This is a genomic window from Paenibacillus sp. FSL R7-0026 (genome assembly GCF_038004485.1).
GTDB lineage: Bacteria > Bacillota > Bacilli > Paenibacillales > Paenibacillaceae > Paenibacillus > Paenibacillus xylanexedens_A.
This window is the reverse complement of sequence record NZ_JBBORG010000001.1, coordinates 3,400,918-3,415,867: the sequence shown is the minus strand read 5'-3', so window position 1 is coordinate 3,415,867 and position 14,950 is coordinate 3,400,918. Positions and strand designations below refer to the sequence as shown.

The following is a 14,950-nucleotide window of genomic DNA, read 5'->3' as shown; positions in this document are numbered from 1 at the left end:
ACATGAATGCAAAATGCGCCTCTATTCTTGTCAATCGACAGTTTTTTTATAATCTATCTGTGGAGGCTATGTAAGCCGGATATTTTTTTGCTTCTGGGTATACTACAGCATGTCGATTGAACAACTTCAAGGAGGATGAGTAATGAATCAAGAACAATTGAATTATGGTACAGATTATAAGTTCGTCCCCGTAACTTCAGTAGGAAGTGGTGTGGGGATTGAAATGAGCATAGTGTTTGGACAGCGGTACAAATTCCGTTGTCCAAACCAATGCTTTAACTTTTTAGTACCAGAACCTTCGTTTATTTAAAACTGCCAAAAAACTTTTTTATATCATTCATGAGAAGTACAGGCTGTTCTAAGGCTGCAAAGTGACCGCCACGTTTAAACTCCGACCAGTGAATGATCTTATGATCGCGCTCGGCAAATCGACGAATCGGTAGCATAGTATCCTTCTGAAAAACTGCTACACCAGTGGGTACTGTAGAAATTTCCTCGTTTTCCACTGAAGGATCATACTTAAATAATGTCTCATAATATAGACGTGCTGAAGATCCAGCTGTTCCAGTTAGCCAATAATGCATGACATTTGTAATAATATCATCACGATCGATAGCATCTTCAGGAAGGTTTGTAGAGTCCGTCCACTCCTTAAATTTTTCAACAATCCATGCTAGTTGACCAACAGGTGAGTCGGTTAAAGCATAGGCTAAAGTCTGTGGACGTGTGGCTTGGATTTTCATGTACCCAGATAGTTCAAGATCATAATGCTTCAATTTTTCTAAACGCTCTTTTTCTTCTTTTGTCAGACTCTCTACCTCTTTAAAATCTTCAGGAGGAAATGTCGTCAACATATTAAGGTGCATTCCAATAATATGATCAGGGTTTAGCAATCCTATTTGTTGAGAAATAAATGAACCCCAATCTCCACCTTGTACGCCATAACGTTGATATCCTAATCGTTCCATGAGCACTATAAACATCTGAGCGATACGTTGGATATTCATTCCAGATTGCTGGGTCGGTCCTGAAAATCCGTATCCTGGAATGGATGGCACAACCAGATGAAAAGCATCCTCTGGATTCCCTCCATAGAACCGAGGGTTAGTTAACGGATCAATAATATTTAGAAACTCAACAATCGATCCCGGCCAGCCGTGGATCATTAACAACGGTAACGCATTGGGCTCAGGAGAACGAACGTGGAGAAAATGTATGTTTTCACCGTCTATCGTTGTGATGAACTGAGGAAACTCATTAAGCCTAGCTTCATGTTTTCGCCAATCGTAATTCTTACTCCAGTAGTTTACCAATTCCTTAACATAATTAAGTGGTACACCGTAATCCCATCCCACTCCAGGTAATTCATCTGGCCATCGAGTGCGTTCTAAACGATTTTTCAGGTCATCAAGATCAGCTTGAGGCACAGAAACGCGAAAAGATTGAATTTGTTCCAAAGTTGGATCTGCAACTTCTGTTCTTTGTTTCCTTGAATCATTCATCCTTTAAAGCCTCCCATTAAAACTATATTGATTCCATATCAATAAAATCGATGAGATCCATTGTGGCAGGCATTCTCCCAAATGCCCGCATTAAACAATAGCAACCATTCCCTCTCCATCTATTAGGATGATGGGTTACCTACTTGTACTCGTTTTATGAAGAAAGCAAGAGGCAAGCCGACAAGAGCAACCACAAACGCAAAAACAAAGCTAGTCTGAACACCTGCTATTAGAGCTAACGAATCATTTACAGGGTTTGTCGGGTCAATTGCCGTTTCCATAAAAGCATGACTCCCGACTGATATCAGGCTGATGGCAACTGCCGTACCGATTGCTCCGGCAATCTGCTGAATCGTGTTCATAATCGCGCTTCCATGCGGGTATAGTTCCGGAGGCAGTTGATTAAGACCATTGGTCTGCGATGGCATCCATACCGCACAGATACCGACCATCAATCCGGTGTGCATGATCATAATGAGTATTAACGAGGTGCTTTCCGAAATTCCCTTAAGAAAAAACAAAGCCGTAGAAATTACGATCAAGCCCAAAGGAACAATCCAGCGTGGGCCAAATCTATCAAACAATTTCCCCATCACCGGGGACATAATGGCTTGCAGAATGCCTCCAGGTAATAGGACCAAACCCGCTGTTAAGGCATCAAGTCCCAATCCTCTGATCAAGTACATGGGGAGCACCACCATGGCAGTTAATATGAGAAGCATGCAAACAAACAACATGAGTGTTCCAATCGAAAACATGGGGTATTTGAGTGCACGTAGATTCAACATCGGCTGCTTTATTCGGTTCTGGCGCCACACGAATACCAACAAAGCCAATATTCCTGCAATCATCGGTAATGTAACCATCGCACTACCCCAACCGCCCTCACCTTCACCTACACCACTAAAAGCAAATACAATTCCACCAAATCCTACCGTAGAAACGAAAAGAGACAAAAAATCGATTTTGGGTTTGGAAATCGTAGACACATTTTGGATAAACCTCAATCCAAGCAGAAGACAAATTCCGATGACGGGAAGGGACAACCAGAAAATCCACTGCCACCCCAAGCTTCCGATAATTATTCCCGATAACGTCGGGCCCGTGGCAGGTGCTACAACCAGCACAAGACCCAAAATACCTATGACCGCGCCTCTTTTTTCTGGAGGAAAAATAATAAGAATAGTATTAAACATCAATGGCACCAACACGGCCATACTTGCAGCTTGAATGATTCGTCCGATTAACAACACCTCAAACCCTGTGGCAAGGGCGGCAATTAATGTACCGCCTATCGATAAGCTTAAGGAGAAAATAAACAGTTGTCTGGTGGAGAACCATTGCAGTAACAGTCCCGACAACGGAACTAAAATGCCCAGTGTCAACAAGTAACCAGTGGTTAGCCACTGCGCCATGGAAGCTGAAATCTGGAACAAGTCCATCAAGCTGCTTAAGGCGACATTCAGCGCTGTTTCGCTGAACAGTCCGACAAAACCACTAAGCAAGAAGACTGCCATAATGAGAGTTGTTTGGTAGTTTTTTTTTGAATTTTGTACGACTTCTGATCCTTGCACATTCATCTGCACACTTCCTATGCATAATAGATTTTATAGATACTTTATGTATCTAATTATTTCAAAAAAAATTAAAGTTTGTCCTTCATTTTAATAACAAGTTTGACCAACATTTGCTCTCCTAAATGCTGTTCCATTTTGGCCTCTGCGGCTTCAACGACTTGCTGAATCGGACATTCAGGTCCATGGTCAAAACTGCAATCAAATAAAGACGATGTACCTTCAATAGCATGAACGATATCAAGTAAAGATAGTTCATCCCATTTCTGCTTTAATTTATATCCCCCATGAGCTCCGGAAGCGGATTCGATCATGTCCGCTTTAGCTAGCTTGGTCAGAATTTTGGACAAATAGGTAGGAGATACCCCCTGTTTCTCAGCCAGCTGATGTACCCCAATTGTCTTGTCGGGGGTAGCGGCCATCAAAAAAAGCATCGTATGAAGCGCATAATCGGTAGCTTTTGAGTATTTCAAGCTCATCAACCTTCTTTATTAGAGAATCTACATATTCATAATATTTTTAAATTGGTTGGATCAAGCTTATGAAAGGTCAAGTCGCTTTACTGGCTGAATTCTTCTTCGGTCAGCTCAAGATTCAGGCTTGCGGCAGCAACACTTCCTGCAGCGGCAGCCACAATAAGTTGTGAAGGGGCACCTGAAGCTGCCTCACCGGCAGCAAATATTCCGGTAATCCCCGTCTTTCCTGTAGCATCGGCAATGACCCCTCCTAAGGCATTTGTCTCCAAGCCTAACCGCTCAGAAAACACAAAATTCGATTGCCAGTTCGGAGTAACAAAGCCACCTGTTCGTCTAATTTTGGAGCCGTCAACAAATTCGACTTCTTGCAGTATCCCGTCTTCGCCATGAAATGCCGCGACTTTTTTTTCAGAAACCGTGATATTGTAGCCGATCAATTTTTGCTTTTGTTCATCGGTCAGAATACTGCGCCCGTTGCTGCAGATGACAAGATCACGACTCCAGTTATATAACAGCTTTGCCAAGTGAAAGAGACCCTCGTTCTCGGCAATAACAATTAGCGGACGATCTCTAAGTTCCCATCCATCGCAATAGGGGCAATGAAACAGACTTTTCCCATACAACTCCTTCAAACCGGGAATATCGGGTACCGTTTCTTTCATCCCTGTAGTAATCAACAGCTTGCGTGCTCTTATCACCTGATCTCCTGCCATAATTAGAAATCCTTCCGGTATCTTCTGGATATCCATGACCGTAAGTGGGTGATGTTCTACAGATGGATAACTCGTGACCTCTTCATAAGCGATGCGCCGAAACTCAGACGGTGTAATCCCATCCCGTGTCAGAAATCCATGTGAAGCATGTGTAACTGCATTGCGTGGTTGATTGTTATCCAGCAGGGCAACCTTCCGTCTGGCTCTACCCAGTACTAATGCCGCATTCAATCCTGCTGGACCACCGCCAATAATGGCACAATCATAAATCATATTCAATCGCCTCCTTCAAATTTGTTTGTTGGACCTTAATGAACATATCACAGACCCTTAATGTCTGTAAATAAAATAATTAAATTTTTATTAATGCCTAGAGGGCATGAGTACACTATTTGTGATGGGGGAAGTTCAAGAAACGGATAAAAGCACCAAGAAATATCGTTTTCATGATTCCATATAAACAGGTCATTGTAACTTCAATCGCTTGTGCCGATTGTACCAATATCTATGGTCAAACTACTCATTAGTTGAACAAAAACAGCCGATCAAATTGATTGATCGACTGCTTTCAACTGTCTTTATTAAGCTATCATTGGTAAGCTAATTATTCGAAACGAATCTCATCTATCCAGATTGTACTATTTCCACCATGCCAGAATGTCATCGTTAGTTGTCCTGGACTGCTGCGATCTATACCCTTCGCTGTCAAATCAATTTCAACTTCTTTGAAGCTGGTTGTTACCGTATCCCCGCTGAAAGCTGCCAGTGTTTGGGACACTCCCCCGATCGAGAGCTGCATATGATGTTGTTCATCGCCATGTGCACCTTTGATTTTAATTACCATCTTTGAATAATTTTCTATGTTCTGCTTAATATCAGAGCCAAACCATCCGTTATTGTTATACTGAAGCTTCAACGCGCCTGATTCAATGACACCAGCATCGTTTACAAACCCGTTTGCTCCTGTCCATTTGCTAATACCATTGCTTCCCGGCCAACTCACTGAGTCGTTAAATTCATCCAGGAGTAAACTGCTCGTCCCGCTACTGTAACCGCCGTCATAAGGAATTTGAGTTAAGCTATACGAAAGTGTATTTTCAGACTTCAAGCTGTCGAAAGGCCCGATGTTCTGGTTAGCAGGATCCATGCCGATGCCCACTTTTCCAAGTGGTGTCCTGCCGCCGGTATAATAATTTGCATTGGCAAATCTTGCGCTCGGACGATTGCCATAAGGATCAAGAATGGACAGTGCCAAGGTGTAGGTACCCGCTGGCAGGTTGGAAGGGATATCAAATTCCCCGGAAACTTGCTGATCGGAAGGCGTCTGATCATATTGACGCGTAGAACTGTTCCAGTCGTCACCTGGCATCCAATTCCGAATATCCTCATTGTTGAAAATGCCCTTCCAAGCAACTGTGCGATCGCTTCTCAGCAAGCTGGCTTCAACGGGCCATTTATAATAGAACGGGGCAGAACCTTTGTTTACAACTTGAAAAGATACTTTCATTTTCTCACCAGGCTGCACGTTTTCCGAAAATGTCGCTTGATTGATGACGAATCGATATCCGAGTTCCTTCTGCATCAGTGCAGCTCCCTGAGAGACAGCGGAATTTTTGGCGTCGTACAGATCAATCCACCCTAGACTGGTCGTATGCGTCTTTTTGATCCAATCGATAACATAATTCCGATGCCTTATATCGCTTAACGTATCATCCGGAGAATCGCCAGGCTGGATATGTTTCTGTCCCCAATCATAAGCAACCTCTCCGCCGTTGACTTGTGTTCTCCAGCTATCTCTAGAAACAATGCCTTCCCCACCTTCCAGATCATCAATTAATGCGAATGAGTCCCAAAGAAGGCCGAAATCATAATTCTGGAACGTATCCGGATAACGTACTTGAACTTTCTTGTTTTGAAAAGCTTGCTCAGCAGCGTCTCCTAAAGCTGTCTGGAAGCTGAGCGGAATCCGGTCGGTCTCATCGGCAAGTTGATCCGGATAAATATGATGTTCTCCCCAATTCCCCCACAATCCCAGCTCCACATAAGCAACACGGGGATCACTATCCCATGCCTGACCAAGCTTTTGAATAAATGCAGCAAGACGATCTTTCAATATATTTGTTGTCCAGCGTGTAGCCACGTCGATACTAGGAACCCCTTGGGGCCAAAATTCTCCTTCGTTCGGATATACGATGAGAACGCGAGGAATAACTTTTTTATTTTGGCTTTCAATCCCTGCCCAAGCTGCATTGCTCCAATCTATGATTTTCTGCACAGAGTCCGATGACGCATTTTCCAAATCCGTGTATTTGATATAGTGCTTAAACACCGTTCCGTATTCATGATTCGGAAATTTGGTGTCATTCATAAACCGAGTAGGTCTAAATCCCTTAAAAGGGTTTTTGAAAGCCTCTTGCGTTTCAGTTAGATTAACGGTGATTGTAACAGCTGCTGCTGACGTTTTAGGAAACATTACCGTTAATGGACCTCCTATGAATAACCCAAGAGTTAAAATCATGGCCATCGGTTTAAGTAATTTTCTTTTCATCAATGATTCCTCCCAATATCTGATATAAACTTACTGTTGCTAGTGTTAAATTAAGTTTGCAATAAACATTATGTAGACGTCTTTTCCACCTCACTGCCTTTAGTCAATAATTTACTCCAAGATTCTATTATATGATCAATAATCAACCGATCCAAATTGTATCTGTGAACGTCGAGGTCGTCTTGTTTTAATTATTTTGGTAAGTTTCATGCCCTTCTTTCGCCTTTATATTAAACATACTTATATATACACACACTATCCTTTCTGATAGTAACTATCAATAAAGTGCGTACTTTGTTTAAGTAAGTTTTTATTTTATACTAGCCTTACTTTGAAGAAAAGGAGTCAAATACAATGACTAAAGTCAAAACCTACAGTCACGATCTTTGGGATCACGGCATCAGCCAGGGCTACAGCGTCAACGGCACCATTTATATTTCGGGACAATTTTCCCACAATACGGAGGGTGAATTCGTTGGTGAGGGCGATATTGAAGCACAGACCCGGCAGACGCTGGAGAATCTCGATCGCGTGCTGGCGGAATTTGGGATCACAAAATCGAACCTCGCTTATGTGGAGATTTATCTGACAAACGCACAAGAGCATATCGAGCCGTGCATTGGGTTGATTAAGGAATACATGGGACAACACCGGCCTGCGGGCAGCTGTATCGGTGTGACATACCTAGCGTCACCTGAGCAGCTGATCGAAATCAGTGCCGTTGCACACACAAACTAACTTCATTACTGTTTTTTTATATGTCACTAAATCTGATATTTCTTGAATGCTTAAAAGAGGACCATCTCATTAATCGCTATATCTGATGGTTGTTCAATGCTTGGGAACCTCAACAGCGATACTTGTTTTCTAGATTCCAAATTGTCTATCTTCATCAATAGCCAACTTTAATATCGGATCTTTATAAAATGATTGTATGGGTTGAGCCTTGACATTCTATATAAACTGCGATAATATTATCTCAGATGACAGTCACCACTGACAGTCATTAAGGCAAGAGATAGCGAATAAGTAACAGTGAAAATTTTAGCAACAATGAATAAAATGCTGTTGGCAACGCTCGATCTAATCACGGAAAAAGGTTACAAGATGTGCAGATAATCACTAGGGCTCAACCCCTAGTTTTTTTACTCACATGATGACAGTCAGTACAGACAGTCATTTCAATTTGAAGGGTGGTGGTTTGGCAGAGCAAAGTTAAAAATTACGCAATACGGATGAAGAAAATAGTTTAAATTAAGTAAGTTTTGATCAGTCGAATACCAACCACTAACCAAGGAGTGAACATGACATGACATTGAAAAAAGACGATAACACACGCCGCACCGCTGCACAGAACACCCTGACCGAGCACCTGCGCCTTACCGCAGCAGGACGCGTCGACGAATGGTTGAAACTGTTTGCCCCGGACGCTGTGCTCGAGTTCCCGTACGCGCCGGCCGGCGTCCCCCAACGGGTTACGGGCCGAGACGCACTGTTTGCTCACATGAGTAACTTTCCCAAGACCTTTGACGTGGAGTTCGTCGACCTGGTATTCCACGAGACGGTCGATCCGAATCTGGTGATCGCCGAATTCCGCTCGACGGGAACGGCGCTGCCGACCGGCAAGCCGTACGAGCAGACTTGCATCTCCGTCGTTCGGACCAATGACGACGCGCTCATCACCCACTACTTGGACTACTGGAACCCACTAGTAGCGATCGAGGCGCTCACCCCCCACGACGTGCAGTCCGATCCTGATGACCACAGTGTGACTTTTGGGAGCTGAGGGGAAGCCATGTTTTAGCTGATGCCTATGCCCTCCGCTGATGCTAGCACGAAGAGCGACGAACGACGTCGGACCATCAATGCATTTTCATTATAATTTATTGTAATAAACATGGTACCATTTCCTGAAAGAGGTGATGGTACCATGTTTATTTCCCAAAGGTTCTAACGTCTCTAATTTTATTTGACATTGTTATGTACTTTAGCTACTATAACAATGATGACAGTGATTACTGACATGATTAGAAAAGAGGAATGAAGATGTCTAACAATACAAAATTAAGCAGTAGGGAAAAATTAATGACGGCTGCCATTGACTTAATCTCAAAAAAAGGCTATAGCAGTGTAACAACTCAAGAAATTGCTACTTCTGCTGGTTTAAGTGAAAAAACATTGTTTCGGCAATTTGGAACGAAACAAAACTTGTTAGAAACAGCCTTCGACCATTATCACTATTCAGAAGAAATGGCCAAGATATTTAATGAAAGGCTAGTTTGGGACCTACAAACGGACTTAACATTGATCTGTAAAACATATCATGAAATTATGAATCGTAATCGAAAAATGATTATGATTAGCTTGAAAGAAGAAGATAATTTACCTGGTTTCAGGGAACGAACAATAAAACATCCTCGTCAACTGATGGAAGTTTTGACCAATTATTTTAAAACTATGTATGATAAAGGAAAACTGATTGAAACGAATCCTGAACTACAAGCTTTTTCATTTATGTCACTGAATTATGGTACATTTATAAATAATCTGAATGCAGGATCTTATTTTCCAGCTCTCTCTTTAGAAGATATTATTAAAGAGTTTGTATGGCTATTCTCTAGGGCCTTAACTCCCTAGTTTTTTTCTCGATAATGTGACAGTAAGCACTGACGGTCATTTGTTTAATTATTCATAGCATATAAAGAATCGAGGAAAATTAAATGAACAGCAACGCTGCTACAACAGATAAAACAGGCCAACTTTTACTCCGTGTTCTAGTCTTCACGCTTATTATTTCAGTTATGAACGGAACGATGTTTAATGTGGTATTGCCGGTAATCAGCAAAGAATTTGAACTCACCGCATCACAAGTAACTTGGATTGTCTCAGGCTACTTGATTGTGTATGCCATTGGCACAGTAACCTATGGGAAATTATCAGATAAATTTAGTATTAAAGCTTTAATTACGTTTGGTCTCTTACTTCTCGCGGCTGGGTCCATTGTGGGAGTGGTGGCAACACAGTATTGGATGATCATCGTTGCGAGGATCTTGCAAGCTGCTGGTGCGGCTGTGATACCGGCGTTAGCCATGATAATTCCTGTTCGTTTTTTTTCACCTGAGAACCGTGGTCACGCTTTGGGAACTTCTGCAATTGGGACTGCTCTTGGATCAGCACTTGGTCCCATTATTGCTGGATTCGTCTCGAGTGCTTTAAATTGGAAATTTCTCTTTGTAATACCTCTGCTCTCTCTTATCACGTTACCCTTTTATAGAAAATATTTGGATGATCAGCCAGTGACAAACGAAAAAATTGATTATATTGGCGGTATTCTGTTGGCAGGAACAGTCTCCACTTTCTTACTGGCACTTTCACAATCCAATATCTGGTTGTTAGTAAGTGGATTAGTCATCTTAGGTTTGTTTATCCTACGAATTCGCTATGCTTCCGTTCCCTTCGTGAATCCCGTGATCTTTAGAAATAAACAATATTCGATGGGGATGGTTATTGCATTTGTACTCATCGCGGTTGGCTTCGGCATTCCATTCCTGACACCGCTCATGTTATCGAATGTTAATGGTCTGTCTCCTGCATTAATCGGATTCATAATGTTGCCTTCAGCCCTTGTTACAGCGTTTCTTGGTCGTAAGGGCGGGAAATTAGCTGATGAGAAAGGGAATCCTTTTCTACTGTATACTGCCTCAACACTGCTTGTTGGTGGTTTCATTATTCTCTCTTCAGTCGTGGGGATGTCACCTACGTATATTCAAATTTTCCTCACACTAGGTGTACTAGGTCAATCTTATATGCAAATTGCTATGTCAAACACCATTTCACGTACCTTGCCTAAGAATGAAATTGGGATCGGTATGGGATTGTTATCGATGTTTAACTTTATTGCAGCAGCAGGATCTACGGCTGTCATTGGCAAGATACTTGACGGTGGAACAAGTACTATTCAATTAAATCCGTTTGTACATGATAAGGTTGCTTTTGTGTATAGTAACATTTTGCTGGCTCTAGCCGTGGTAGTCGTTGTAATGACAGTTCTTTATTATTATCAGTTTGGACGTAAATCCAACAATAAAATAACAATATATTCTAAAGGAGTTGAAATCAACGAAAAATATGACCTATAATTTTGTCCTTGAAGACATTTCGTTTTCGAAAAACCTGAACCACACTTGAACCTTTAGCGATATCTACGCCAACAACAGGTTTTATGTTCTCAGTCCTTATCTTTCGTTTCGACAGTCCTTTCCACGATGTTTCCAAACCCATAGCTTCGCTTGTTATACGGGGTCAACTGCCTCTACCAGCATAAATATGGTCTTTTGGGAAGTCGTGGGAGAACTGTTTTTGTTACGAGGTTCTAGCCTCTAAAGCCGCCCCCAGTTACCTCCGCCTGCCCATCTGTTATATGCGTTCATTAATTCTGATCAGTAATTTCTTTAAGATTTGCTTCTCCTCGTCATTAAGGGCTTGAACGATTTCATCCTCCACTTTTTGAAATGAGTTATTAAAGTCTTCAATCAAGTCAACCGCTTTTGGTAATACATAAATATTTTTTTGCCGTTCATTATTGGCCGGGATTTTACGTTCGATGAAACCTTTTTGTTCTAGAACTTGAAGCATGCTTGTAACGCTTGCCCCACGCAGATGAAACCGATCTGCAAGATCCTTTTGAATAATATGATTATCTTGATTCTCATAAATATAATCGATTACTTTTCCTTGTTGAGAACTTAATCCTAGCTCTTTAATACTCTCATCCGCTCTTTTCTTTAACTTAAGACCGATAATTTGAAACAATTCCATATAAGGCGTATCTTCTCGGGAATGCATGACCGTCCATCGTCCCCTCCGTAATTGTTAGGAATCTAATTGTAAGTAGATAAAATATACAGTGATCCCAGTAGGCTTGTCAAACAATAGTTAGTCTATTGACTGTTAGTTATCTAACAGTTATACTCCGAAGTGTTGAATCACAAACATATTAGGAGGAGTTATGATGGAGAAATTAAATCAAAATGCTGGGTTAAAAGAAATTACGGCGATTACAAATGTACGAATCTTTGATGGGTATCAAATTATTGCTCCCAGACATATTGTCATTAAAGGGGTGTCCATTATTTCAGTGGGCGGAGATATCCCAAGCGATGCAAAAATTATTGATGGAGAAAATGCGACATTAATACCCGGCCTGATTGATGCACATGTCCATACCTCAATTGGCGGATTACGAGATGCCTTAAAATTCGGTGTTACAACAGAACTCGAAATGAACGGCGATTTTACGAAAAGAGGGCGCGAAATTCAGCTAAAAAATGTGGATGACATTGCAGACGTCCGATCTGCTGGGACAGCGATTACCGCTCCTGGTGGTCATCCAGATGAATTACTGCCTGATGGAGATGAAATACCTGAATTCATATTAAAGGAACTAGAGAAGTTATCGGAGGAAGACCGGGAAGCAATGTTGGCCGCCTACGCTCACGATCACGACGAAATACCTCAAGTGACGACGGTTGATGAAGCGATCAAACATGTGCATACCCAAGTTGAGAATGGATCCGAATATATTAAGATCATGATTGAAGAGGGAACGGTCATGGGTGCGCCTGGCCTGCCTGTTCTAAGTGATGAGATTCTAAAAACAGCCGTTACTGAAGCCCACAAGTTCGATAAGTTGGTGATTGCCCACGTCTTGACGGCTCTTTCATCGAAAGCAGCCATCGATTTTGGAGTCGACGGTTTGGGCCACTTGTTTATCGACAGACCCGAGTACACGTCCGAATTGGTTAAATCCATAGCTGATTCTGGAGCTTTTGTTACACCATGCTTGGTGTTAAATTCATCGATTATTGGTAATCCGGCATCGGAATTGGCTAATGATCCACGAGTTCATGCCAAATTAAGTCCGGATTGGATCGATATTTTGAACTCAAGCTTCAATACATTCCCACAAGGCAATATGGAGAACAGCTTTAAGAATGTGATGGATCTTCACCGTGCCGGAGTTGATATTCTTGTAGGGACGGATGTCGCACCGGTTCCCGTTCCAAATCTTGGTGGCCTTGCTCATGGGGCCAGTGTTCACCACGAAATGCAGCTGCTGGTGAAGGCTGGGTTCACTCCGATCGAAGCTCTTCAATCGGCTACTTCCAAACCGGCCCGTTGCTTTGGTCTACATGATCGTGGCCGGATTACCGAAGGTGCACGTGCTGATCTTCTTCTCATAAACGGTGATCCGATCACTAATATTTCAGATACCTTGTCAATCAAATCCGTATGGTTCAATGGTTCGCAAAAACTAGGCTAAAACTAGTAGATTATATCTTACTAATTGTAAAATGACTAAGAAGAGGGAGTGCAAAATGCAGTCCCTCTTCGACTTTAATCTATTTATCTAACTCCTAATTTTAGGAACGATGCCCAGATCAATGAGATGTAATTATGCTTTTGGAATTGCCCCTATTTGTTGAAGCAAGCCAAGCATATCGGGTTGACCATACTCTTCAATAATTTGGCCATTAGAGATCCGATAAAAATTCATTGCCTTTACTTCGATTTTTTTGCTCGTTGGTGGAAATCCGAGAAACTCTCCGTCTTGTGTGCCCTTCATGACAAAATGAGCTGCTATTAGATCCCCTTCTGCTACCAGCTCCTTAACAGTCCATTGTATATCGGAAAAACCAGATCTCATCATATGAATTATGGAGAGATAACCACTTGGACCAATCATTGGTTCTTTTTGCATAGGTTGTGTCCCGTCGCAACGACAGTTGGATTGATAGGTAACAAGTGGAAGTTATTGGTTATGAGAGATCTTTTGAAGGGAACTCAACGATTCGAGAGCTTCGTAAAAGTATCCCCGAGATCAGTCAAAAGGTTCTCACTGAAAATTTACGTTCAATGGAAGAGGATGGAATTGTCATTCGTACTGTTTTTGCAGAAGTCCCTCCGAGAGTCGAATACAGCTTAAGTGATTTAGGAAATTCACTGAAGCCAATTATATTCTCTTACGAATCAATGGAGGAATTATGCGTCCTCCATTGATTCGTAAGAGAAAGTTGATCTTCGAACACCAGTTTCTGCAATATTTCTATTACATGAAAAAACCGGGCAAGATCCTCATAATGTGAATGGCTATGTAAAATCAAAATGGATATGCGCTGTTTTTAGATACATGAATTATTTCAGATGGAAACCTTGCCTTAAAATATTTTTCTACTTTCAGATGAATGCTTTTCTCGTACCATTTCTCCCAGCCGTTCGCCTCAAATAATTGTGGCATCCCTAACCGCTCAGATCTCATCCCCATTTGACCATCACCAATCAGTAGCGTATCAATCCAAATTCGATCAGTTATGCCTTGTATCTTGTTAGCGAAATTAGGTGAAAAAGGTAGCACTGGGGAAATAGATACTTGTGTATGTATCCCTGCATCCTTTATCTTTTTCAAGGCTTTAACTCTTAAATCTATTCCAGGAGCATAGGGTGAAAAAATTCGTTTCACGTCTTCGCGATCTGTCTCGATTGTCATTGAAACCAGAATTCGACATTTTCCCTTTAATTTCAGCAGTATATCAAGGTCTCTGGCAACCAGAGGGCTTCTAGTTTGAATTTGAAGTGAATCTGGTGGGTTTGTATCCATTACTTCCAATAGGCTTCTTGTAATGTTTGCCTTCTGCTCTACAGGTTGATATGGATCTGTGGCTGATGACATGAATATACTTATGGGTTTATTTTTACGTCTTAGAAGAGAAACTTCCCTTAGATAATTTTCTGCTGCATTTTTTTTGACATCCACCCACGATCCCCAAGGAATATCCTTAAACTTTTGAATAGGCATTTCTCTGACGTAGCAGTATTCGCAAGCAAATGCACAACCCGTATAGGGATTTAGTGAATGAGTAAAACCAATATCTAGATAACCTTTTACTTCACTTAATATTTTCTTAGACACAATGTCTTTGATTTCAATTGGCATAATGCTACCATCCCCTCAATTACTTTTATGCCCACTTCTCCTCTTGCGTTTTATCTTAAAATTTCTCATGCTACTTGAAAAGTAGGCACCTTTTTATAAGATAGGAACCAGAATGTAACTATTGGGTGTTAACAACAACAAAAA

Annotated in this window: 14 protein-coding genes and 1 pseudogene; 7 read left to right on the top strand and 8 right to left on the bottom strand. The window is 41.6% G+C overall.

Annotation, left to right across the window (positions count from 1 at the left end):
• Positions 1–142 precede the first annotated feature (142 nt).
• Positions 143–310 (top strand): hypothetical protein, encoded by a 168-nt coding sequence (locus MKY44_RS15060; protein ID WP_341007712.1) that lies wholly within the window; start codon positions 143–145, stop codon positions 308–310.
• Here MKY44_RS15060 and MKY44_RS15055 read toward each other — a convergent pair.
• From MKY44_RS15055 to MKY44_RS15035, 5 genes are all read right to left on the bottom strand, one after another.
• Positions 303–1,502 carry an epoxide hydrolase family protein gene (locus tag MKY44_RS15055; protein ID WP_341007711.1) on the bottom strand — a complete coding sequence of 400 codons (1,200 nt, stop codon included), beginning with the start codon at positions 1,500–1,502 and terminating at the stop codon, positions 303–305. The genes MKY44_RS15060 and MKY44_RS15055 overlap by 8 nt on opposite strands.
• A gap of 122 nt (positions 1,503–1,624) precedes the next feature.
• Positions 1,625–3,082 (bottom strand): DHA2 family efflux MFS transporter permease subunit, encoded by a 1,458-nt coding sequence (locus tag MKY44_RS15050; RefSeq protein ID WP_445670650.1) that lies wholly within the window; start codon positions 3,080–3,082, stop codon positions 1,625–1,627.
• 65 nt (positions 3,083–3,147) lie between these two features.
• Positions 3,148–3,549 carry an Rrf2 family transcriptional regulator gene (locus MKY44_RS15045; RefSeq protein WP_341007710.1) on the bottom strand — a complete coding sequence of 134 codons (402 nt, stop codon included), beginning with the start codon at positions 3,547–3,549 and terminating at the stop codon, positions 3,148–3,150.
• Between the two features lie 86 nt (positions 3,550–3,635).
• Entirely contained in the window at positions 3,636–4,538 is a 903-nt protein-coding gene (locus tag MKY44_RS15040) for an NAD(P)/FAD-dependent oxidoreductase (RefSeq protein WP_307412217.1), read from the bottom strand.
• Positions 4,539–4,869: 331 nt separating this feature from the next.
• Positions 4,870–6,813, bottom strand: a complete 1,944-nt coding sequence (locus MKY44_RS15035; protein ID WP_341007709.1) for a DUF4832 domain-containing protein — start codon at positions 6,811–6,813, stop codon at positions 4,870–4,872.
• A gap of 354 nt (positions 6,814–7,167) precedes the next feature.
• On the opposite strand from MKY44_RS15035, the gene MKY44_RS15030 reads away from it, so the two are divergent.
• The 4 genes from MKY44_RS15030 to MKY44_RS15015 all read left to right on the top strand — a co-directional run bounded on the left by MKY44_RS15030 (position 7,168) and on the right by MKY44_RS15015 (position 10,952).
• The gene (locus tag MKY44_RS15030; protein ID WP_341007708.1) at positions 7,168–7,551 is read left to right on the top strand and encodes a RidA family protein; all 384 of its coding nucleotides are present in this window, start codon (positions 7,168–7,170) and stop codon (positions 7,549–7,551) included.
• Between the two features lie 571 nt (positions 7,552–8,122).
• Complete coding sequence (locus tag MKY44_RS15025) at positions 8,123–8,599, top strand: nuclear transport factor 2 family protein (protein WP_341007707.1); 477 nt, start codon at positions 8,123–8,125, stop codon at positions 8,597–8,599.
• A gap of 260 nt (positions 8,600–8,859) precedes the next feature.
• Positions 8,860–9,450 (top strand): TetR/AcrR family transcriptional regulator, encoded by a 591-nt coding sequence (locus tag MKY44_RS15020; protein WP_341007706.1) that lies wholly within the window; start codon positions 8,860–8,862, stop codon positions 9,448–9,450.
• An 83-nt stretch (positions 9,451–9,533) separates the two neighbouring features.
• Positions 9,534–10,952: an MFS transporter gene (locus MKY44_RS15015; protein ID WP_341007705.1), complete on the top strand. Its 1,419-nt coding sequence runs from the start codon at positions 9,534–9,536 to the stop codon at positions 10,950–10,952.
• A 277-nt stretch (positions 10,953–11,229) separates the two neighbouring features.
• Here MKY44_RS15015 and MKY44_RS15010 read toward each other — a convergent pair whose 3' ends face one another.
• Positions 11,230–11,658: a MarR family winged helix-turn-helix transcriptional regulator gene (locus MKY44_RS15010; RefSeq protein ID WP_341007704.1), complete on the bottom strand. Its 429-nt coding sequence runs from the start codon at positions 11,656–11,658 to the stop codon at positions 11,230–11,232.
• A 166-nt stretch (positions 11,659–11,824) separates the two neighbouring features.
• Between MKY44_RS15010 and MKY44_RS15005 the strand changes: the two genes are divergently transcribed.
• On the top strand, positions 11,825–13,135 hold the full coding sequence (locus tag MKY44_RS15005; protein WP_341009863.1) for an amidohydrolase family protein: 1,311 nt from the start codon (positions 11,825–11,827) through the stop codon (positions 13,133–13,135).
• 132 nt (positions 13,136–13,267) lie between these two features.
• On the opposite strand, the gene MKY44_RS15000 is transcribed toward MKY44_RS15005, so the two are convergent.
• On the bottom strand, positions 13,268–13,573 hold the full coding sequence (locus MKY44_RS15000; RefSeq protein WP_341007703.1) for an ester cyclase: 306 nt from the start codon (positions 13,571–13,573) through the stop codon (positions 13,268–13,270).
• Here MKY44_RS15000 and MKY44_RS14995 point away from each other — a divergent pair.
• Positions 13,523–13,872 (top strand): annotated as a pseudogene (locus MKY44_RS14995) (winged helix-turn-helix transcriptional regulator). The gene MKY44_RS15000 and the pseudogene MKY44_RS14995 overlap by 51 nt on opposite strands.
• Positions 13,873–13,972: 100 nt before the next feature.
• Here the strand turns inward: MKY44_RS14995 and MKY44_RS14990 are convergent.
• Complete coding sequence (locus tag MKY44_RS14990) at positions 13,973–14,806, bottom strand: SPL family radical SAM protein (protein ID WP_341007702.1); 834 nt, start codon at positions 14,804–14,806, stop codon at positions 13,973–13,975.
• Positions 14,807–14,950: the final 144 nt, after the last annotated feature.

Bases quoted from the DNA above. Each gene is read 5' to 3' on its own strand.
- MKY44_RS15040 (WP_307412217.1), bottom strand. From the start codon at position 4,538: ATGATTTATGATTGTGCCATTATTGGCGGTGGTCCAGCAGGATTGAAT.
- MKY44_RS15030 (WP_341007708.1), top strand. From the start codon at position 7,168: ATGACTAAAGTCAAAACCTACAGTCACGATCTTTGGGATCACGGCATC.
- MKY44_RS14990 (WP_341007702.1), bottom strand. From the start codon at position 14,806: ATGCCAATTGAAATCAAAGACATTGTGTCTAAGAAAATATTAAGTGAA.
- MKY44_RS15035 (WP_341007709.1), bottom strand. From the start codon at position 6,813: ATGAAAAGAAAATTACTTAAACCGATGGCCATGATTTTAACTCTTGGG.
- MKY44_RS15025 (WP_341007707.1), top strand. From the start codon at position 8,123: ATGACATTGAAAAAAGACGATAACACACGCCGCACCGCTGCACAGAAC.
- MKY44_RS15060 (WP_341007712.1), top strand. From the start codon at position 143: ATGAATCAAGAACAATTGAATTATGGTACAGATTATAAGTTCGTCCCC.
- MKY44_RS15020 (WP_341007706.1), top strand. From the start codon at position 8,860: ATGTCTAACAATACAAAATTAAGCAGTAGGGAAAAATTAATGACGGCT.
- MKY44_RS15015 (WP_341007705.1), top strand. From the start codon at position 9,534: ATGAACAGCAACGCTGCTACAACAGATAAAACAGGCCAACTTTTACTC.
- MKY44_RS15055 (WP_341007711.1), bottom strand. From the start codon at position 1,502: ATGAATGATTCAAGGAAACAAAGAACAGAAGTTGCAGATCCAACTTTG.
- MKY44_RS15000 (WP_341007703.1), bottom strand. From the start codon at position 13,573: ATGCAAAAAGAACCAATGATTGGTCCAAGTGGTTATCTCTCCATAATT.
- MKY44_RS15050 (WP_445670650.1), bottom strand. From the start codon at position 3,082: ATGAATGTGCAAGGATCAGAAGTCGTACAAAATTCAAAAAAAAACTAC.
- MKY44_RS15005 (WP_341009863.1), top strand. From the start codon at position 11,825: ATGGAGAAATTAAATCAAAATGCTGGGTTAAAAGAAATTACGGCGATT.
- MKY44_RS15010 (WP_341007704.1), bottom strand. From the start codon at position 11,658: ATGCATTCCCGAGAAGATACGCCTTATATGGAATTGTTTCAAATTATC.